Raw genomic sequence first — 20,292 nt, 5'->3', positions numbered from 1 at the left:
GGGGAAATCATGTCCGATTATATTTTGATTCTTTATTACAGCCGTACCGGCGCGGTGGCCAATCTCGCCCGCCAGGTGGCCCGTGGCGTGGAAGCCGGCGGCCTGGAGGCGCGGCTGCGCACGGTGGCGCCGGTGTCCGCCAGCCATGAGGCCACCGCCCCGCCGGTGCCCGACAGCGGCGCGCCCTTCGCCACCCAGGACGACCTGGCCGGCTGCGCCGGGCTGGCACTGGGCTCGCCCACCCGCTTCGGCAACATGGCGGCGCCGCTCAAGTATTTTCTCGACCAGAGCGGTGACCTGTGGATGGCCGGCGGCCTGATCGGCCGGCCGGCGGGGGTGTTCACCTCCAGCGGCAGCCTGCACGGGGGGCAGGAGAGCACCCTGCTGTCGATGATGTTGCCGTTGCTGCACCATGGCATGGTGCTGGCCGGGGTGCCCTACTCGGAAACCGCGCTGATGCGCACCACCGGCGGTGGCACGCCCTACGGCGCCAGCCACGTGGCCGGCGAGCGCGGCGACCCGGCCACCACGGACGACGAAAACGCCATTGCCCGGGCCCTGGGGAAACGCCTGGCGGAGCTGGCACGCAAGATCGGCCGCCCTTTATAGGCACACATGTAGGCGCGATAACGTTAAGGACGAATATGCTGGGTTTTGTGTTACGGGGCTGCTACCTGCTGCTATTGCTGCTCGGCATCGCCGCGCAATTCTGGTTCACGCCGCCGAACGCGCCGCTGGCCGCGTCGGTGATCATGGCGCTGGTGCTGTACCTGCCGCTGCTGCTGATGATGGTGGCGCCGATCACCCTGCATCCGCGCTCGCTCACCTGGCTGTGTTTTCTGCTGCTGTTCTATTTCTGCGGCTATGTGCTGCAATGCCTGAACCCGCCGCCCCAGCGCACCCTGGCCATCGTTCAGGTGTCACTGACGGTGGTGATGTTCCTGGCCGCCATGCAGTTGATCCGCCGGGGCGGCCGTGCGGATTGACGACCAGCTGCACATCGATACGCCGGAGGGGGCCCGTCTTTCTCTCTCGCTGGCCGGCCCGCTGCCACGGGCGCTGGCCTACGGCATCGACCTGGCCCTGCGCGGGCTGGTGCTGCTGGTGCTGTCGATTCCGCTGATGCTGTTCGGCGGCCACGGCTACGGTCTCTACCTGCTGCTCATGTTTTTGCTGGAATGGTTCTACCCGGTGTTCTTCGAAATGTTCTGGCAGGGCCGCACCCCCGGCAAGCGGGCGGTGAAGCTGGCGGTGGTGCATGGCAACGGCGCGCCGCTCACCTTCAACGGCAGCCTGGTGCGCAATCTGCTGCGCACCGCCGATCTGTTTCCGATCTTCTATCTCACCGGCTTCGTGGTGATGCTGATCTCGCCGCGCCAGCAACGGCTCGGTGATCTGGCCGCCGACACCCTGGTGATCCATCTGCCGGCGCCGCCGGCCATCCGGACCCGGGAGGCCGGCGCCGGCGAAGCGCCGGACTGGCCCCTGGACCGGGAGGACCAGCTGGTGCTGCTGGCCTTCAGCGAACGGGCGCCGGCGCTCTCCGAGCAACGCCAGCAGGAACTGGCAAGGCTCGCCTACCCGGAGCAGCCGGCGCCGGCGGCGCTGGAAAAACTGCGCCGGGTGGCCCGCCATGTGCTCGGCGGCCCCGCCGGCGCCGACCCGGCCCGGGAATCCGATCAGGGAGCGGCGCGATGAGGCAGAGCCAGTTCGAGCAGCGTTACCGGCCGCTTTGGGAGCGCCTGGAGGCGACCCTCAAGACCCTGGAAAAAACCCGCCGGCCAGGCAGCGCCGCCGCCGATTTCGCCGGCGATTATCAGAGCCTTTGCCATCAACTGGCGCTGGCCCGGGAACGCGGCTACAGCCTGGCCCTGCAGGATTACCTCAACGATCTGATGCTGCGCGCCCACCGCCAGCTCTACCGCCATCGCACACCGCTGTTGCCGCGCCTGGCGGCGTTCTTCGCCGCCGGCTTTCCCCAGGCGGTGCGCCGGCAGTGGCGCTGGCACCTGATCAGCAGCGCCGCCTTCGTGCTGTCGGCGCTGCTGGTCTGGGGCCTGATCCAGTACGATCCGGAACTGGTGCACACGGTGGTGGGGCCGGACCAGGTGGCCGACCTGGAAGAAATGTACCACCCGGATCTGCGCGACACCGGCACCCGTGACCGGGCCGACGACGTGATGATGTTCGGCTACTACATCTACAACAACATCGGCATCGCCTTCCGCACCTTCGCCGGCGGCTTGCTGCTGGGCGTCGGCGCCCTGCTCGCCATGCTGTTCAACGGCAGCTTCTTCGGCGCCGCCGCCGCCCACCTGAGCCTGGCCGGCGCCTCGCAACCGTTCTTTACCTTCGTGATCGCCCATGGCGCGCCGGAGCTGACCGCCATCTGCCTGGCCGGGGGCGCCGGCCTGCGGCTGGGCTGGGCGGTGCTGGCGCCGGGCTCCTGGGGCCGGGTGGACGCCATCCGCCGCGCCGCCCGGGAATGCCTGCCGGTGATGTACGGGGTGTTTTTCCTGCTGGTGGCCGCCGCCTTTATCGAGGCGTTCTGGTCGTCCCGGGAGCTGGATCCGCAGATCAAGTACACCGTGGGCGCGGTGTGCTGGGCCCTGGTGCTGCTGTATCTGTTGCTGGGGGGCCGCTCGGTGGCGCCGCAAGGAAGCCGTGATGGATCTGAATAGGCTCAATGCCCGGCTCGCCCCCCGCTCCAGCTGGCAGGCGGTGGACCTGGGCACCCGCTTCTACCGGCGCTGGTGGCGCCAGGCCTCCCTGGTGTGGCTGGTGTTCACCGCCGTGCCGTTCGCGCTGCTGGCCGGCTACGCCGCCGCCACCCGCAGCGTCTGGCCGCTGTTGCTGTTCTGGTGGCTCAAGCCGCTCTGGGAACGCCCCCTGCTGGCGTTCTACAGCCGCGCCCTGTTCGACGACTATCCGGGTCCGCTGGCCCTGCTGCGCGCCTTTCCCCAATACGGGCTCAACGGTCTGGCCGCGCAACTCACCTGGCGCCGCTTCAGCCCGTCCCGGGGATTCCTGACCGGTGTCTGGCAATTGGAGGGCACCCGGGGCGCCCAGGTGTCCGGGCGCATCGCCGTGATGCTGCGCCCGCCGGGCCAGCGCGCCGGCACCCTCACCTTCACCGTGCTGGGCCTGGAACATGCCATGACCGTGGCCCTGGTGGTGCTGGCCATGACCCTGGTGCCCTGGCAGTTCAATCTGGAGTGGAGCGTCTGGTTCCAGGAACAAAGCCATTTGCAGTGGGGCTTCGTGAACCTGGCCTGGTACCTGGTGCTGATGGTCACCGAGCCGCTCTACGTGGCCACTTCCTTTGCCCTTTATCTCAACCAGCGCACCTGGCTGGAAGGCTGGGACCTGCAGCTGGGGCTGACCCGCATCGGCGAGCGCCGCCGCCGTGCCGGTGGCGCGGCACTGCTGGTGTTGCTGGCGCTGTGCGGCGCCGCCCCGCACCCGGTGGAAGCGCAGGCCCCACCACCCGGCCAGGCCGAATCGCGACTGAAGTCGCTCCTACATCAACCTTGTAGGAGCGACTTCAGTCGCGATAACGGCACCGCCCATCAAGCCGACCCCAAACAGCAAGCCATCGACCTGCTCGCCTCGGACACCTTCATGCCCTTCGAGGAGCGTCAGGACCGGCGCCTGCGCGAATCCCTGCGCGACGACGACGGCGACAGCTGGTGGCAGGACCTGCTGCGCCGTCTGCTGGACCAGGAACCGGACGGCGGCGGCCGGGACCCGCTCCATGTGCCCGACGGGCTGATCACCGGCCTGGGCTACCTGCTGCTGGCCCTGCTGCTGGTGGTGATCCTGATGATGGTGCGCCGCTATCTGCCCGGCGTCGGCGGCCGCGGACCGGACGGCAAACCGGTGATGCCGGTGCGCGTGGCCGGGCTGGACACCCGCGCGGAGAGCCTGCCCGCGGACCTGGAACAGGCCCTGGACCAGGAACTGGCCCGCGGCGACGTGCGCGCCGCCCTGGCGCTGTTGCTGCGTGACGGCCTGGTGACCCTGTTCCACTACCGCCCGCTGCCGCTCACCGCCGGTGCCACCGAACAGGACTGCCTGCGCGCTTACCAGCGTGAACTGGACGGGGCACCGGTGATTGCCTGGCTGAGCGCCCTGATCAACGCCTGGACCCGCACCGCCTGGGCCCACCGCCCCAGCGACGAGCAGGCCGTGCGTGAGCTGATGGCACGCTGGCGGGCGCTGCGTCCGCCGCTCGCCGGAGGCCCGCGATGAAACGCTGGACGGTACTCTTCGTGGTGCTGGTGGCGGCGCTGGTGGTGGGCTATTACCAGGCCACCGAACCGGTGCGCTACATGGCCCCGGCCTACCCGGAGGCCGCCGCCCGGGACCCCTACCTGGCGGCGCGCACCCTGCTGGAAGAATGGCACCATGACACTCGCCGGGTGTTCAGCACCCGTGCCCTGTTTCCGCTGCCGGCCACCGACACCACCCTGATCATGGACCCGTACCGGGGCGATCTCGGCCGCGACCGCATCGAGGAATTGCTTGCCTGGGTGGCCGCCGGCGGCCATCTGGTGGTGGCCGCGCGGCCGGTGTACGGCGACCGGGACGAGGACCGGGAGCGGGCCGATCCGCTGCTGGAGCAGGTGGGCATCAACGTCCGCCGGCTGCCCGAAAAGGATCTGGACGACGACAATCCGATGGCCGAGCTGCTGGGCCGCTTCGAGCCCATGGAAAGCCTGTTCCTGGAGTACTGCCTGGGCAACGACGACGAGGAAACCCTCCGCCAGTGCGAACGGCTGACCTGCGAGGCACCGCCCCGGGCGGCGCCGGCGCTGACCCGGGACTTCGACGGCCTGCCCCGCCGGCTGCGCATCGACAATCCCCTGGTGCTCGGCTATCAGGGCGGCGAGGGCCTGCGCTACACGGTACTGGCGGACAACGACCAGGGGCTCAAGCTGGTGCAGGTGGCGATGGGCGAAGGCCGGGTCACCGCCACCACCGGCCTGGAGCTATGGGACAACGATCACCTGCATTATTTCGACCACGCCTGGCTGCTGCGCCACCTGACCGCCGGCGGCGGCCCGGTGTGGTTCGTGCAGGGCATCGACATGCCGCCCCTGCCCCTGTGGCTGTGGGAGCACGCCTGGCCGCCGATCCTGGCGCTGGTACTGGCCCTGGCCCTGTGGCTGTGGCGGCGCCTGCCGCGCCCCGGCCCGCTGTGGCGCCCGCCGGCCCCGGACACCACCGACTACCTGGGGCACCTGCGCGCCCTGGGCCACTTTTATTGGCGCACCGGCCAGGGCGAAACCCTGCTGGCGCCGCTGCGCGAGGCCGCCCGACGCCGGCTGGCCCTGCTGCACCCGGACCCGGAACGGGCCCTGGCGCTGGCCGCCGAGCGGCTGGCGCTGCCCGACCACGACCTGCGCGAGGCGCTCGACGCCTCGCCGGTGGACCGCCCCGGCTGGATCCGCCGGGTGGCCGTATTGCAACAGATCAGGAGCCGACTATGACCACCGACGTCCCCGGTGAAATGACCCCGGAACAGGCCACCGCCCTGGCCGGCCGTATCGAAGCGCAACTCAACCAGGTGCTGATCGGCCAGCCGGCCATCACCCGGCAGGTGATGATCGCCCTGATCACCGGCGGCCACGTGCTGATCGAAGGCGTGCCCGGGCTCGGCAAGACGCTGCTGGCGCGCAGCCTGGCGCGGGTGCTGGAGCTGGACTTCCAGCGCATCCAGTTCACCCCGGACCTGATGCCCTCGGACGTCACCGGTCATGTGCTGTTCGACAGCCAGACCGGCGACTTCCGGGTGCGCAAGGGACCGGCGTTCACCAACCTGCTGCTCGCCGACGAGATCAACCGGGCGCCGGCCAAGACCCAGGCCGCCCTGCTGGAGGTGATGCAGGAACGCCGCATCACCATCGAGGGCGAAAGCTTCGACCTGGCGCCGCCGTTCGTGGTGCTGGCCACCCAGAACCCGCTGGACCAGGAAGGCACCTACCCGCTGCCGGAGGCGGAGCTGGACCGCTTCCTGTTCAAGATCCTGATCGACTACCCGAGCCACGAGGACGAGGCGCGGATGATGGAAATGGTGCTGGACGGCCGCCTGCCGGACAGTCTGGACGCCGCCCAGCTCACGCCGGAGGCCAACGCCGAGGGCATTCTGGCCCTGGGCCGCCAGGCGAACGCGGTGATCCTGGACCGCGCCCTGGTGGACTACATTCTGCGGCTGGTGCGCGCCACCCGCGACCACCCCAGCCTGGTGCAGGGCGGCGGCCCGCGGGCCAGCATCGCCCTGGCGCGCACCGCCAAGACCCAGGCGCTGCTGGCCGGCCGCGACTTCGTCATTCCCGACGACGTCAAGCAGGTGGCGGCGCCGGTACTGCGCCACCGGCTGCGCCTGGGCGTGGACGCGGACATCGAAGGCCAGACCGTGGAGTCCCTGCTCGAGCAGCTTCTCGAACAGGTGGAGGCGCCGCGGCAATGAGACCCGGCGCGCGGCTGATCCAGGCCCTGCTCGGCTGGGCCGCCCTGGGCGCCCTGCCGCTGCTGGCGCGGTTCTGGGCGGCGCCCCTGGCCTTGCCGTTGCTGCTGGTCTGGGCGCTGCTCGGCGGGCTGCTGGCGGTGTGGGCCCTGGACGACCTGCTGCGGCTGCGGCGGCGGCCCACGCCGGCGGCCAGCCGGCGTCTGCCGGCGGCGCTGTCCGTGGGCGTGCCGCAAACCGTGACCCTGACCCTGGACACCGGCGGGGTCGCCGAGCGCTGGCTGGTGGCGGACCATCACCCGGACGACGATATCCACACCGGCCTGCCCCGGGCCCTGGATCTGGTGCCCGGCCACCGCCAGGTGGAGATCCACTATCCCTATCGCCCCAGCCGGCGCGGCACCGTGCGGTTCGGCCCCATCGAGCTGTGGCTGCCGTCGCCGCGCCGGTTGTGGGAAGCGCGCCGGCGCATCGCCGCCGACCGGGCGGTGCCGGTGTACCCGGACTTCTCGCCGATCTCCCGCGCCGCCCTGGCGGTGGATCGCAGCCGCAGCCGCTTCGGCAACCGGGTGCAGCCGCGCCAGGGCGAGGGGCTGGAATTCCACGAACTGCGTGACTACCAGCCCGGTGACAGCCCGCGCCGCATCGACTGGAAGGCCACCGCCCGGCGCCGCCGGCTGATCACCCGCCATTACCAGGACGAGCAGAACCAGACCGTGTGGGTGCTGCTCGACGGCGGCCGCCGCATGGCGCTGCCCATCGGCGGCCTGACCGCCTTCGACCACGGCCTCAACGCCGCCCTCTTGCTGGCCTGGTCGGCGCTGCGTCAGGGCGACCGCACCGGCGCCCTGCTGTTCTCCGGGGAGCAACCGCGCTGGCTGGATCCGGTGCACGGCCAGCACGGCATCCAGAGCCTGCTGCGCGGCTTCCACGATGTGCAGCCGGCGGACCGGGCCAGCGATTTCAGCCAGGCGGCGCGGCAGTTCCAGGGGCGCTGGACCCGTCGCGCGCTGGTGGTGATCATCAGCCGGGTGCAACCGGAGGACGCGGACGACCTGCTCACCGCCGTGCGCCTGCTCGGCCATCGGCATCTGGTGATGGTGGCGGACATGGAACTGCCCGAGCAGGCCGCCCTGCGCCAGACGACGGTGACGGACCTGGACGACGCGCTGCGGGTGGCCGCCGACGCCCGCGAGCACGAACAGCGCCGCGACCTGCATCTGCGTTTGCGCCATGCCGGCGCCCATCTGGTGGCCGCCACCCCGGCCAATCTGGCCGAACGGCTCGGCCAGGCCTATCAGCAGCTCAAGCGCGCCGGGCGGCTCTGAGATCGCGGCTGAAGCCGCTCCTACGACTTCGAAAACGCCCTGTAGGAGCGGCTTCAGCCGCGATCCACCGCCCCCGGTTCACGCTTTTCTCACGAACAAGCTATGTTAGCCTCTCGGGATTGCCTCACTTCGGCCCATGGATAAGGAGAGCCCCACATGGCGCAAGCCCCGGACCCCGCTTCCCCGGACGCCGCCGTCCAGGAAAGCCGGCCCAAGGTTCTGATCAACCCGCCCGTTTTCTTCTCCTCGGTGGCGATCATCGCCGCCCTGGTGCTGTTCTCGGTGATCCTCCCGAAAACCGCGGAGACGTTCTTCACCGACATCAAGGACTGGATCATTTCCGAAGCGGGCTGGTTCTACATCCTGACCGTGGCGATTCTGATTTCGCTGGTGTTTTTCCTGGCGATCAGCCGCTACGGCGACATCAAGCTCGGCAAGGATCACTCGGAACCGGATTACAGCTACACCTCCTGGTTCGCCATGCTGTTCTCGGCGGGCATGGGCATCGGCCTGATGTTCTTCGGCGTGGCCGAACCGGTGCTGCATTTCAGTGATCCGCCGCTGGCGGACCCCGGCACCATCGCCGCCGCCAAGGAGGCGATGCGCGCCACCTTCTTCCATTGGGGGCTGCACGCCTGGTCGATCTACGCCATCGTCGGTCTGATCCTGGCGTATTTCAGCTTCCGCCATAATCTGCCGCTGACCCTGCGCTCGGCGCTGTACCCGCTGATCGGCAAGAAAATCTACGGCCCCATGGGCCACGCGGTGGATGTGTTCGCCGTGGTCGGCACCGTGTTCGGCGTGGCCACCTCCCTGGGCTTCGGGGTGGAACAGGTCAACGCCGGCCTCACCTATCTGTTCGGCATTCCCAAAAACGAATGGGTTCAGACCGGGCTGATCATCGGCATCACCGGCCTGGCCACGATCTCCGTGGTCACCGGCCTGGACGGCGGCATCCGCCGTCTCTCGGAGCTCAACCTGGGCCTCGCCTTCCTGCTGCTGCTGTTCGTGCTGGCGCTGGGCCCCACGGTGTTCCTGCTCAAGGCCTATGTGCAGAACCTGGGCGCCTACCTGTCCGAGCTGGTCAACATGACCTTCAATCTCTACACCTATCAGCCCAAGGCGGAGAACGGGCCCCAGGAGTGGATGGGCGGCTGGACCCTGTTTTACTGGGGCTGGTGGATTTCCTGGTCGCCGTTCGTGGGCATGTTCATCGCCCGGGTGTCCCGGGGCCGCACCATCCGCGAATTCGCCCTGGGCGTGATGCTGGTGCCGGCGGGCTTCACCCTGTTCTGGATGACCGTGTTCGGTGACACCGCCATCCAGATGATTCTGGACGGCACCTATCCGGAGCTGGCCGCCCAGGTGGACAACGACAAGGCGGTGGCGCTGTTCCACTTCCTGGAGCAGTTCCCCTGGTCCGGCTTTATTTCCGGGGTGGCCACCCTGATGGTGGTGGTGTTCTTCGTCACCTCCTCGGACTCCGGCTCCATGGTGGTGGACATGCTGGCCTCCGGCGGCCACGACGACACGCCGCTGTGGCAGCGTATTTTCTGGGCCAGCTCCGAGGGCATCGTGGCCATCGCGCTGATGCTGGCCGGCGGGCTCGGCGCGCTGCAGGCCGCCACCATCGCTTCCGCCCTGCCGTTCGCGCTGGTGCTGCTGCTGGCCTGTTTCGGCCTGCTGCGTTCGCTGCGCATCGAGGGCATCCGCCGCCTGAGCTTCCAGACCAACCTGGGCACCGCGCCGGCCACCATCCATGTGGGCCACACGCCGGTGACCGGCGGCTGGAAAACCCGCCTGCGCGGCATGGTGAGCTTCCCCAACCGGGCCCGGGTGCTGCAGTTCGTGCGCGAGGTGGCGACCCCGGCGCTGAACGCGGTGGCCGATGAACTGCGCGGCCACGGCCTGGAGGTGGAAGTCCGCGAGAGCGATGACCGCGCCACCCTGGTGGTCAGCCATGCCCAGGAAACCGACTTTATCTATGGCGTGCGTGTGCGCGGTTACGCGCGGCCGTCGATCACCATGCGTCAGCTGGATCACTCCAAGCGGCACGCGGATACGGATCAGTATTTCCGCGCCGATGTGTTTCTGCGCGAAGGCGGTCAGGACTACGACCTGATGGGCTTCACCCGGGAGCAGGTGATCAGTGACGTGTTGGATCAGTACGAGAAGCACATGCATTTTCTGCACATGCTTCGATAGAACCTTCGCGACTGAAGTCGCTCCTACACCGCTTCCTTGTAGGAGAGACTTCAGTCGCGATGCCCTACCCTCAGAAGTTCACCGAAATCCCCGCGCTGTAGCGACGACCGTCCAGGATGCGACCGAAGTTGTCGTTGCCCACGGTCTTGTCGAACACGTTCTGCACGCTGGCATAGACGTCCACGATGTCGGTCAGGCCGTAGACCACGCCGGTGTCCACCAGGGTGTAGCTGGGGTATTCCTCGGTGAGGCCGCCGCGCCCGGCCACCTGCTCCGCGCGGCCCTTGTAGCGGGCCTTGGCCCACAGCCGGGTGATGTCGTTGGCGCGCCAGTCCACGCCGATGTTGGCGCGGTGACGGGGCTGGTCATTGAGCGGGTTGCCTTCGTTGTCGCCGGACAGCTGCTCGCTGTCGGTGAAGGTGTAGTTGGTGTTCACCGACACCCGGTAGCCGATCGGAAAGGCGAAGGTCACTTCGGCGCCGCGGATGCGGGCTTCGTCCACGTTGGTGTACCGGTAGAGCTTCTCGTAGTCGTAGCCCTGATAGAGACAGGTGACGTCGGTGCCGTCGATGCGGTCACAGATGATCGGCTTCTCGATTTTGTCGTCGTAGTCGGTGTGGAACACGGTGACGGAGGCTTCCACGCCGTTATAGGCCTGCCAGTGAGCACCCAGTTCGTAGGTCAGGCTCTTCTCCGGCTTGAGATCGTCGTTGCCGATGTCGCCGCCGTCCACGGACCGGCCGCCGCCGCCTTCCACCCAGTTGGAATCGCCCTGCTTGAGATCCGGCGTGCGATAGCCGGCGCTGACGCCGCCTTTCACGGTGAACGCCGGGTTGACGTTATAGACCGCGTAGGCCCGGGGCACCGCTTCGCTGCCGTAGTTTTCGTCGTCCACCCAGCGCAGGCCGGCGGTCAGCGCCAGCGGATCGGTGACGAACCACTGGTCCTCGGCGAACAGCGCCATGTCCCAGCGTTCCAGATTCGGTTCGCCGATGGCGCGGGTGGGGTTCTCGGTTTTCTGTTCGCGGTACTGGCCGCCCACGGTCAGCACATGGTCGCCGATCGGCACGGCGGTGGCGGTGTTGGCGGTGACCCGTTCGTACAGGGCGTTCTGGGTCTGGTTTTCCAGCTCCTCGCGCTGCACCCAGCTCTGGGTGTCGATGTTGCCGTTCCAGAGAATGTCGTGGTTGATGGCCTGATGGCGGCGCACCGTGTAGAGCTCGGAGTCGGAGCCGGTGTTGACGGCGGTGCCTTCGGTTTCCTGGGTGGAGTAACCGGCCTCCAGGGACAGGGACTGGTTTTCCACCGGCGTCCAGGTGAGGCGCGCGGTGGTGTTGTCCCGGTCGAACTGACGGTAGCCGCTTTCGATCTCATCCTCGTCGCGCAGGTAGCGTGAGCCGCTGACCGTGAAGCCCAGGGTGTCGGCCACCAGCGGGCCGCTCAGGTAATAGCGCTGCTGCTGGTAGTCGCCGGAGTCGTGGCTTTCCTGGTGGGTGCGCTCCAGGGTCAGGTTGCCGCCCCACTGGTCCGGGGTCTTCTTGGTGATCACGTTGATCACCCCGCCCAGGGCGTCGGAGCCATACAGGGACGACATCGGGCCGCGGATCACCTCGATGCGTTCGATGGCGGAGATCGGCGGCAGCCAGCCGTACTCGGCGCCGCTGCCGAAGCCGTTGTAATAGGACTGGCCGGAGCCCTGCGGGCGGCCGTCCACCAGGATCAGGGTGTATTTGCTGTCCATGCCACGGATCGAGATTTCCTCGGTGCCGCCCTTGCCGGACGGGCCGTCGTCCACGTACACGCCGGGCACGTCCTGCAGCGCCTCGGTGATGTCCCGGTAGGATTTGCCTTTCAGTTCCTCCTGGCCGATCACCGAAATGCTGGCCGGCGCGTTGACCACGTCCACTTCCCGGCCGGAGGCCGAGGCGGAGGTCACGTTGATCTGGGTCAGGCGGTGCTCCGCGCTGGTGCTGTCCGGACGCGGCCGCAGCCGATAGCTGCCGTTGGGCTGGCGCACCGCTTCCAGGCCACTGCCGGCGAGCAGCGCGTCCAGGCCGGCGCGGGTCCGGTAGCGGCCGTCCAGGCCGGCGGTGGTCTTGCCGTCGGTGAGACGGCCGTCGATCACCAGGGTCACGCCGGCTTCGCTGGCGTAGCGGCTCAGGGCGCTGTCCAGGCGCCCCGCTTCAATCCGGTAATCGCGGGCTTCGGCGGCCAGCGCCGGCAGCGGCGCCAGGCTGGTGGCGAACAGGGCAAGGCTGAGTCCGGCGGCGGGCAGACGGCGCCGTGACGGGGAAGAACGCTTCATTCTCCGATCCTTTGCAGGGGTGAATTTTTACGGGTGAGAAGTCCGGTGCTTTACAGGTACCCCGAACGAGATCGGAAAAGTGCTACGGCCAGATGGGATTTTTTTCAGGCGGCGGACACGCGCACCAGCCAGGGGGTGCGGTAATGCACGGCGATGGGCAGCGCCTGGGCCAGGGATTCCAGGGCGTAGTCGGTGTCGGGTACCGAAAAGGCCCCGGACACCACCAGGCCGGCCACCGCGTCGTCGCAATACAGCAGGCCGTGGCGGTAGCGGCCCAGCTCGGCGAGAAAATCCCCCAGCGGTTGCCGGTCGGCGCGCAGCACGCCCCGGGTCCAGTCCAGCGCCGCGTCCCGGTCCAACGGAAAGCGTTGCAGTCCATCCGCGGAGAGCCAGGCTGCTTCGCCGGCCCCCAGGGTGGCCGCCGCGGACCCCACGCTGACTCGCCCGGCGAGCACCGACACCGCCAAGCGCTCGCCATAATCCCGCAGCACCACCTGGCCGTGGCTGACGTCCAGGCGCCTTTCCGCCATTTCCACCCGCAGCGGGCCGGCGACGGCGCGGCGGCTGTCCAGGGCGACCTCACTGCCCGGCAATACCCGCAACCGGCGCTCACCGTTGAACGCCAGGTTCACCGCGCTGGCGGTATTGAGCATCAACCCGGAACCGTCCGGCAGGGTCAACCGCCGCTGCTCGCCGGGGCCCACCCGGCAGTCCGCCAGGGAGCGCTGCACCCAGCCGCCCCGGGCGGTGAGCGCGCCCACGCCCAGCAGCGCCAGAGCGCCGAGCACCTGCCGGCGTCCCAGGTGGGGACCGCGCCGGGCCAGGGAATGGCGGCCCACGTCCTGGGGCACCTCGCCGAGCCGGCCGGCGAGCCGTTCCACCTGGGCCCAGGCCCGCTGGTTGCCGGGATGGGCGGCCAGCCAGGCGGCCCAGTCCCGCCGCAGGCCCTCGTCCGGGTCGCCGGACCACAGGCTCACCTGCCAGTCCAGGGCCGCCTCCAGCCGGGCCGTTTCCAGGCCGTGGCGATGGGCGTAACGCCCCAGCGAATGGGACGCCTCACTCATGGCGCGTCCAGCGCCAGCAGGCAGGCCTGGGTGGCCTTGAGCATGTACTTGCGCACCGCCGCCTGGGACACGCCGAGCCGCTCCGCCACCGCCGCATAGGTCAGGCCCTCGAAGCGCGACAACAGGAACGCCTGGCTGACCCGGCCCGGCAACCGGTCCAGCACCTGATCGATGCGCACCAGCAGATCCAGCACCAGGGCGCGCTCTTCCTCGGAGGGCGCCGCCGGCGCCGGGCGGGCGGCCAGCGCCTCCAGGTAGGCGCTTTCCAGGCGACGGCGCCGGTGCAGGTCGATCACCAGACCGCCGGCGATGCGGGCCAGAAAGGCCCGGCCCTCTCCCGGCGGCGGGTAACGGCCGGAGTCGATCAGGCGGACATAGGTGTCCTGCACCAGATCGGCGGCGTCCGCGTTGTTGCCGCCCAGGCGGCCACGCAGCCAGCCGAACAGCCAGTGGGCATGGTCGTTGTAAAGCGCACCGACATCGGCGCTGCGGACGGCATTGAGGGTGGTGGCAGCCATGAAATTGCGAATACAAATAGGAATAATTATCAATATCGACAATATAAAGCAGCGCCTGATGGGTGGCAAGCGTTCGGGACCGTGGGTGGTGATGGGGGGTGTGGCGGTTGGGGGGGATATCGCGACTGAAGTCGCTCCTACCGTGGAGGTGTGTGCGGGGTGGTGTTCGGTTTTGTAGGAGCGGCTTCAGCCGCGATGAAGGCGGCACGGCGTTCAGGCGCACGCGTGCGGGTTCAGGGGGTCGGTGGAAAGACGGCGTCCAGGCGGTCGGCGAGGGGGCGGCGGGCGCTGGGGTAATGGCGTTCCAGGGCGGCGACCCATTGGCGGGGGCGTTGGGGGAGCCCCTGGTCGATAAGGGTGTGGGCGAGCGCGCGCACTTGCGCGGCGAAGCGGTCCGCGTCACCGGGGTCGCCGTCCAGGTTGTCCAGGGACACGCGAAAAGGATGTCCGCAGGCGGCGCAGAACAGGGCCTCGAACGCCTGGGGCCGCACTTCCACGGTGAGGAAACGGGCCTGCTGGGCGGCATCGCGGCCGTCCGGCGCGTACCAGTAGCCGTAATCCTCCAGCGTCCGCCGGCGGGGCCCGGCCACGCACCAGTGCGCCACCTCGTGCAACGCGCTGCGAAAATAGTCGCGGGTATAGCGAATGCGATGGGGCCTGCCGGGCAGATACACCGGTTCCTCGAAGCCGCCCTCCAGCACCGTGGCGAAGTCGCTGTGAAAGGTGTCCAGGAACAGCGCTTCCAGGTCCCCGGCGCGGTGCACCGGCGCGCCGCTTTGCGGTATGGTAGCCGCCCCGTGCCCCGACCCTGGTTCACCATGTCCTTGCATCGTCGTGAATACCTCGCGCAGCTTCGTCTCGCCCTGCCGATCCTCGGCGGCCAGTTGGCGCAGACCGCCAACGGCTTCGTGGACACCGTGATGGCGGGCCGGGTCAGCGCCGCCGATCTGGCGGCGGTGGCGGTGGGCGCCAGCATCTGGGTACCGCTGTTTCTGTTCATGACCGGCGTGCTGACCAGCGCCACCCCGGTGCTGGCCCGCCATCTCGGCGGCGCAGCTTACCACCGGGTCAACCCGCTGGCCCAGCAGGGGCTGTGGCTGGCGTTGGGGCTGGGGCTGCTGTGCGCCCTGATTCTGCGCGCCATGGCGCCGGTGCTGCACCTGATGGACGTGGACCCGGCCATCCGCCCGCTGGCCCAGGGCTACCTGGACGCGCTCAGCTGGGGCATGCCCGGCGCCGCCGTGCTGCTGGCCCTGCGCAGCTACACCGAGGCCATGAACCACACCCGGCCGGTGCTGCTGATCAGCGTGGCCGGGCTGCTGATCAATATCCCCGCCAACTACCTGCTGATTTACGGCAAGCTGGGCCTGCCCGCCCTGGGCGGTGTCGGCTGCGGCTGGGCCACCAGCCTGGTGATGTGGTCCATGGCGCTGATGATGGGCGGCTACATCAAGCGCCACCCGATCTACCGTCCGGCGCGGCTGACCCTGCGCCAGCGCCATTGGGAGCCGGCCAGCCTGGGTTATCTGCTGCGGCTGGGCCTGCCGGTGGGGCTGTCGATTTTCTTCGAGGTCAGCATCTTCTCGGTGATCGCCCTGCTGATCAGCCGGCTGGGCCCGGAGGTGGTGGCCGGCCATCAGGTGGCGCTCAACTTCACGTCGCTGGTGTTCATGCTGCCGCTGAGCTTCGCCATCGCCGCCACCGTGCGGGTGGGCCGCGCCCGGGGCGGCGGTGATCGGGAGGCCCTGATGGCGGCGGTGCGCTGCGCCCTGCTGGTGACCGCCGCCATCGGCCTCGGCGCCGGCCTGCTGCTGGTGCTGACCCGGGCCTGGATTCCGTACATCTACACCGACAACGCGCGGGTTATCCAGCTGGCCGGCCACCTGCTGCTGTTCGCCGGCCTCTACCAGATCTCCGACGCCGTGCAAGTGAGCGCCAACGGCTGCCTGCGCGGCTTCGAGGACACCGCCTGGCCGATGGTGATGACCCTGGTCGCCTACTGGGGCGTGGGGCTGCCGCTGGGCTATGTGCTGGGCCTCACCGACCTGTGGGTGCCGGCCATGGGGCCGGCGGGCTTCTGGATCGGACTGGTGGCCGGCCTGACCACCGCCGCCGTGCTGCTGTCGCTGCGTCTGCGTTGGCGGTTGCGGCAGCCGTTGCCCGCGACGGCGCGGCGGGATGAGGCAACCTTGGAGCAGGCCGCCTGACGGCGGATGGCGGCTGAAGCCGCTCCTACATCGGTACCCAGGCAAGAGACGACGGTAAAGATCGTATCCTTTATTGCATCCCCTTCTTATATGCGGATAATAACGATTCTTATTTAATCCTGGCGTCGGGGATGCCATGTCCAAACTTTCTTCCCAACGGCTCGCCGGCTCGCCGCGCCTGGGCATGGCCCTGCGTGCCGTGGTCGCAGTGTTCGGCGGTTATGCCCTGGCGGCGGCGGCCACCGCCGCCCTGGCCCTGTGGTTGCCGATGGCGCGGGCGGATGCGGTGCTCACCGGCACCCTGCTCTCCTTTCTGATCTACACCGGAGCGGTGCTGTGGGCGTTCGGCACCCGCAGCGTGGCCCGGGCCTGGGGCGGCATTCTGATTCCGGCGGCGCTGTGCGCCGCGCTGGCCTGGCTGGGGGGCGCATGAAGGGCGGTCTGCGACAATCCATGGCCTGGCTGCACACCTGGAGCGGCCTGCTGCTGGGCTGGCTGCTGGTGGCCATTTTCATCACCGGCACCAGCGCCTATTTCCGCGACGAGATTTCCTTCTGGATGGCCCCGGAGCTGCACCAGTCGGTGGCCTCGGAGGCCACGCCGGAGCTGGCCTGGGCGACCCTGGGCGCGACCGCGCCGGACGCCCGCGCCTGGGACATTATTCTGCCCCATGACCGCTCTCCGGTGGCCGAGCTGCGCTGGCAGCCGGACACCCCGGAGGCCGCCGAGGGCGGCGGGCGCCGGCGCGGCGAGCGGGTGGAAATGGACGCCGGCAGCGGCGAGATCCTGGAACCCCGCGCCAGCCGGGGCGGTGATTTCCTGTACCGCTTCCATTTCGAGCTCTACGGGGTGCCACGCATCTGGGCCCGCTGGCTGGTGTGCGTGGCCACCATGATGATGCTGGTGGCGATCGTCAGCGGCGTGATCACCCACAAGAAGATCTTCAAGGACTTCTTCACCTTCCGGCCGGGCAAGGGCCAGCGCTCCTGGCTGGACGCGCACAACGCCACCGCCGTGCTGGCGCTGCCTTTTCATTTCATGATCACCTATTCGGGCCTGCTGATCTTCATGGTGATGCTGATGCCCTGGGGCATGAACGCGGCCTACGAGGAGGGCTGGCGCGGCTTTTTCAACGACGTCTTTCCCCGCCAGGAGGCGGCCGCCACCGGCGGTACGCCGGCGGCCATGGTGGACGCCATCCAGCCCCTGGTGAATCAGGCCGAAGCCACCTTCGGGCAGCCCGCCCAGCGCATCAGCGTGAGCTGGCCGAACCGGGACAACGCGCGCATCGAGATCAGCACCGGCAAGGAACCGGCGATCACCGACCGGCGCCGGGGCGGCAACCCCGCCCTGGTGTTCGACGGTGGCGGCAACCTGCTGGACACCAAGCCGGGCCTGTACGACGACGGCGCCTCGGCGCGCATTTACAACCTGCTGGTGAACCTGCATCTGGCGCGCTTCGCCGACCCGGCCACCCGCTGGCTGTTCTTCCTGTTCGGCGTGGTCGGCTCGGCCATGGCGGTGACCGGCATGCTGCTGTGGGTGTCCAAGCGCACCCAGCAACTGCGCGGCCGCGAACCGGGCTTCAACCTGCGCCTGGTGAACGGCCTGAACATGGCCGCGATCACCGGCCTGATGACCGCCATGGCCGGCTACTTCATCGCCAACCGGCTGCTGCCCGCCGATCTGGCCGGCCGCGAGAGCTGGGAAATCCGCGTGTTCTTCCTGACCTGGCTGGCCACCCTGCTGCACGCCCTGGTGCGCCCGCACCGGCGGGGCTGGATGGAACAACTGGCGGCGCTGGCCCTGCTGTGGCTGGCGGTGCCCCTGGTCAACCTGGCCACCACCCACAGCCACCTGTTCAGCGCCATCGCCTGGCGCCACGGCGCCCTGGCCAGTTTCGATCTGGTCTGCCTGGTGATCGCCGCCGGCGCCGGCTACGCCCTGTGGCGGCTGGCCGGCCACCGGCCGGTGCGCAAACCGGCCCGGGCGGCGCGAGCCGCCCGCGCCCTGCCCGAGGGGGAGACCGCCTCATGACCGTGCTGCCGTTGATCGGATCCCTGGGCTACGCCGGCCTCACCGCCCTGGCGCTGGCCATGAAACGCCACCACGAGGCCATGCTGGGCGCCAAACCCGACGAGCGCCGCCTGCGGGTGTTCCGGGTGCTGGGCTGGGCGCTGCTGGTGCTGATGATGGCCGGCTGCCTGTACCGCTGGCCCACCGCCTTGGGCCTCTCCATGACCTTGGGCATGGTGACCCTGGCCGGGCTGCCGCTGGTGTTCTTGTTGCCGTACCGGCCGCGCCTGGCGGTGCCCCTGGCGGTGGGGCTGCCGGTGCTGGCATGCGTCGGGTTGTTTGTTTGAAGGTTGGAGCGCGGTTGAACGGCTGATCGCGGCTAAAGCCGCTCCTGCACGCTCCTGTGGGAGCGGCTTTAGCCGCGATCAGGGCTTGCGCGCTTTTCGCTGTGCGTCTACTGTGAAATCAGCGGCGTACGCGGAGGCGCTTATGGCAAACCGGCGTGACCCTCGCGGCAACAACGTGTTGCCGTTCATCCCCCGACGGCGGGATCCCTCTCCGCCGATTCTTCGACTCTCTCCCGAGTACGACGGCATGGAATTGCTCTATGCCAACGACCAGCACCCCGACACCCTGTTCTCGATCAAGATCCTGGCCTGGGCCCGCCTGGACAACGGCGACACCGTGGCCGTGGTGCCCTGGCTCAAGCAACTGGTGACCGCCCCGGACCTGGCCGACCCGCTCAACGGCCGCTGGGAAGGCTACCGGTTGCCGGGCAGCGATTACCTGTTCCGCGAGGCGCCGCCCCACAAGGTGCGCGAGCTGGACGAGGCGGTGGCGTTCTTCGGCAAGACCGGCGTGCAGGAAATCCCGGACACCATCGGCACCCACGCGGTGTTCTCCGAGGACCAGTTCGAGACCCTGAGTCTGATGGAAGTGGTGAGCTGGCGGCTGTTTCCCGATGGCCACGCCAGCGCCATGGTGGCGGACGAGGACCGGGTCACCCAGACCCCGGTGTTGCCCGGCGACGACTGCCTGCTGGCGGCCCAGGACGAACCGGACTTCCGGTACTTCTTCCAGCACGGCATCGCCAACCGGCTCAAGGAACGGGACCCGGAGGCGCTGGCGGCCATCGCCATGCTCGCCACCCGGCACTGAGCCGGGCGGGCCCGCCGCTCAGGCCAGCGGCGGCCCGCGACGGCGCCCGCGGGGCTTGTGGTCGACCCCGCCGCGGGCCATGCCCCGCGCCAGGGCCAGCAGCAGCATCTGGTCGCGCCGGGACACCGCGCCGAACAGCCGCATCATCGCGCGCAGGCGTTTGGTGAGTGCGCTCGGCGGCAGGGTGGTGGCGTTTTCCCAATGCTCCACCTGGCTCAGGAAGTCCACCACCCGCAGCTCCATGGCGGCGCAAATACGCGATAGCCGCTGAAAGCTCACGTCCTGGATATTGCGCTCCACCCGGGACAAATTGCCGGCGTCGGTACCGCACAGATCGGCGATCTGCTTCAAGGTGGCCCCCCGGGCCAGCCGCTGCCGCTTCAAACCCGCCCCAATGTCCATACCACTCTCCTCTTCTTGGTGATTTCTTTGCTTGATTCGCAAAGGTTCGCTCTGCACGGCTGGCGAATCAATAGAAAAGAGCGCAAAAATTTAATTGTGGGTCAGGAAGAAGGCCCTCAGCACCTCCGGGAAGCTCAGGCCCACCAGCAACACCGTGCGGGCGGCGGCGTGGGGGACGCCGACGCCGCGCTCCCAGCGTTCCAGGGTGGCCAGGTCGACGCCGAGCAGCCGCGCCAGCTGGAAACGGTCCAGGCCGGTGAGGCGCAGCACCGCGGTGAGGTGGGTGCCGTCCAGGTCGGTGTCCAGCGGCAGGCGGGCCAGCTCCGCGCGGCTGTGCTCCAACAGGCGGTCCACCCAGGTCTCCGTGGGGCCGGGCGTACGGGGGCGGTAGGGGGTGCGATCCTCCGACATGGCGGGTTCCCTGGCTGGTCAGGCTTGTGGCCAGGATGGGCGGCACAGGGGCGGGAAGGAAGAGGAGATCCGGGCGTTGCGATGTAAGTAATGGCGTACGGCGTTGTAGGAAAGTTCTGATCGCGACTGAAGTCGCTCCTACAAAAAAACAGTTCGCCGTAGATACCGTCTCTCCTATCCGGACTCAACCCCCAATGGGTTGGGTCTGG

The 20,292-nt window shown here is 68.9% G+C and carries 20 protein-coding genes; 14 read left to right on the top strand and 6 right to left on the bottom strand.

What is annotated here, in order from left to right:
- Positions 1-9 precede the first annotated feature (9 nt).
- From wrbA to betT, 9 genes are all read left to right on the top strand, one after another.
- Complete coding sequence (wrbA, locus tag IM760_RS13930; RefSeq protein WP_204430395.1) at positions 10-609, top strand: NAD(P)H:quinone oxidoreductase; 600 nt, start codon at positions 10-12, stop codon at positions 607-609.
- Between the two features lie 35 nt (positions 610-644).
- Complete coding sequence (locus tag IM760_RS13925; protein WP_204430393.1) at positions 645-986, top strand: DUF2069 domain-containing protein; 342 nt, start codon at positions 645-647, stop codon at positions 984-986.
- Positions 976-1,698 carry an RDD family protein gene (locus IM760_RS13920; protein WP_204430391.1) on the top strand — a complete coding sequence of 241 codons (723 nt, stop codon included), beginning with the start codon at positions 976-978 and terminating at the stop codon, positions 1,696-1,698. The genes IM760_RS13925 and IM760_RS13920 overlap by 11 nt, the downstream gene beginning before the upstream one ends.
- Complete coding sequence (locus IM760_RS13915; protein WP_204430389.1) at positions 1,695-2,681, top strand: stage II sporulation protein M; 987 nt, start codon at positions 1,695-1,697, stop codon at positions 2,679-2,681. The genes IM760_RS13920 and IM760_RS13915 overlap by 4 nt, the downstream gene beginning before the upstream one ends.
- The gene (locus tag IM760_RS13910; RefSeq protein WP_204430387.1) at positions 2,668-4,251 is read left to right on the top strand and encodes a DUF4129 domain-containing protein; all 1,584 of its coding nucleotides are present in this window, start codon (positions 2,668-2,670) and stop codon (positions 4,249-4,251) included. Before IM760_RS13915 ends, IM760_RS13910 begins: the two co-directional genes overlap by 14 nt.
- Entirely contained in the window at positions 4,248-5,492 is a 1,245-nt protein-coding gene (locus tag IM760_RS13905; RefSeq protein WP_204430385.1) for a DUF4350 domain-containing protein, read from the top strand. The genes IM760_RS13910 and IM760_RS13905 overlap by 4 nt, the downstream gene beginning before the upstream one ends.
- The gene (locus IM760_RS13900; RefSeq protein ID WP_239549845.1) at positions 5,489-6,472 is read left to right on the top strand and encodes an AAA family ATPase; all 984 of its coding nucleotides are present in this window, start codon (positions 5,489-5,491) and stop codon (positions 6,470-6,472) included. Before IM760_RS13905 ends, IM760_RS13900 begins: the two co-directional genes overlap by 4 nt.
- Positions 6,469-7,797, top strand: coding sequence for a DUF58 domain-containing protein (locus tag IM760_RS13895; protein ID WP_204430383.1), 1,329 nt, complete (start codon positions 6,469-6,471; stop codon positions 7,795-7,797). The genes IM760_RS13900 and IM760_RS13895 overlap by 4 nt, the downstream gene beginning before the upstream one ends.
- A 156-nt stretch (positions 7,798-7,953) precedes the next feature.
- Positions 7,954-10,002 (top strand): choline BCCT transporter BetT, encoded by a 2,049-nt coding sequence (betT, locus tag IM760_RS13890; protein ID WP_204430381.1) that lies wholly within the window; start codon positions 7,954-7,956, stop codon positions 10,000-10,002.
- Positions 10,003-10,072: 70 nt separating this feature from the next.
- Here betT and IM760_RS13885 read toward each other — a convergent pair whose 3' ends face one another.
- The 4 genes from IM760_RS13885 to IM760_RS13870 all read right to left on the bottom strand — a co-directional run bounded on the left by IM760_RS13885 (position 10,073) and on the right by IM760_RS13870 (position 14,653).
- On the bottom strand, positions 10,073-12,307 hold the full coding sequence (locus IM760_RS13885; protein ID WP_204430378.1) for a TonB-dependent receptor: 2,235 nt from the start codon (positions 12,305-12,307) through the stop codon (positions 10,073-10,075).
- A 104-nt stretch (positions 12,308-12,411) separates the two neighbouring features.
- The gene (locus IM760_RS13880; protein WP_204430373.1) at positions 12,412-13,371 is read right to left on the bottom strand and encodes a DUF4880 domain-containing protein; all 960 of its coding nucleotides are present in this window, start codon (positions 13,369-13,371) and stop codon (positions 12,412-12,414) included.
- Entirely contained in the window at positions 13,368-13,889 is a 522-nt protein-coding gene (locus tag IM760_RS13875) for a sigma-70 family RNA polymerase sigma factor (protein WP_204430372.1), read from the bottom strand. The genes IM760_RS13880 and IM760_RS13875 overlap by 4 nt, the downstream gene beginning before the upstream one ends.
- Positions 13,890-14,122: 233 nt before the next feature.
- A complete protein-coding gene (locus tag IM760_RS13870; protein ID WP_204430371.1) occupies positions 14,123-14,653 on the bottom strand; it encodes an elongation factor P hydroxylase in 531 nt (176 codons plus the stop codon).
- Between the two features lie 54 nt (positions 14,654-14,707).
- On the opposite strand from IM760_RS13870, the gene IM760_RS13865 reads away from it, so the two are divergent.
- The 5 genes from IM760_RS13865 (at position 14,708) to IM760_RS13845 (ending at position 19,270) form a co-directional block, all read left to right on the top strand.
- Positions 14,708-16,096 (top strand): MATE family efflux transporter, encoded by a 1,389-nt coding sequence (locus tag IM760_RS13865; protein ID WP_204430503.1) that lies wholly within the window; start codon positions 14,708-14,710, stop codon positions 16,094-16,096.
- 136 nt (positions 16,097-16,232) lie between these two features.
- On the top strand, positions 16,233-16,529 hold the full coding sequence (locus IM760_RS13860) for a DUF3649 domain-containing protein (RefSeq protein ID WP_239549843.1): 297 nt from the start codon (positions 16,233-16,235) through the stop codon (positions 16,527-16,529).
- Complete coding sequence (locus IM760_RS13855) at positions 16,526-18,133, top strand: PepSY-associated TM helix domain-containing protein (protein ID WP_204430363.1); 1,608 nt, start codon at positions 16,526-16,528, stop codon at positions 18,131-18,133. Before IM760_RS13860 ends, IM760_RS13855 begins: the two co-directional genes overlap by 4 nt.
- Complete coding sequence (locus IM760_RS13850) at positions 18,130-18,459, top strand: DUF3325 domain-containing protein (RefSeq protein ID WP_204430362.1); 330 nt, start codon at positions 18,130-18,132, stop codon at positions 18,457-18,459. The genes IM760_RS13855 and IM760_RS13850 overlap by 4 nt, the downstream gene beginning before the upstream one ends.
- Positions 18,460-18,601: 142 nt before the next feature.
- Positions 18,602-19,270 (top strand): hypothetical protein, encoded by a 669-nt coding sequence (locus tag IM760_RS13845; RefSeq protein WP_204430361.1) that lies wholly within the window; start codon positions 18,602-18,604, stop codon positions 19,268-19,270.
- A gap of 18 nt (positions 19,271-19,288) precedes the next feature.
- On the opposite strand, the gene IM760_RS13840 is transcribed toward IM760_RS13845, so the two are convergent.
- A complete protein-coding gene (locus tag IM760_RS13840) occupies positions 19,289-19,672 on the bottom strand; it encodes a helix-turn-helix domain-containing protein (protein ID WP_204430358.1) in 384 nt (127 codons plus the stop codon).
- 90 nt (positions 19,673-19,762) lie between these two features.
- Positions 19,763-20,083, bottom strand: a complete 321-nt coding sequence (locus IM760_RS13835; RefSeq protein WP_204430356.1) for a helix-turn-helix domain-containing protein — start codon at positions 20,081-20,083, stop codon at positions 19,763-19,765.
- Positions 20,084-20,292: the final 209 nt, after the last annotated feature.

Origin of the sequence: Alloalcanivorax marinus, from assembly GCF_016906305.1 — a bacterium.
In the GTDB taxonomy this organism is placed as follows: domain Bacteria; phylum Pseudomonadota; class Gammaproteobacteria; order Pseudomonadales; family Alcanivoracaceae; genus Alloalcanivorax; species Alloalcanivorax marinus.
This window is presented reverse-complemented; position numbering and strand designations above follow the sequence as displayed.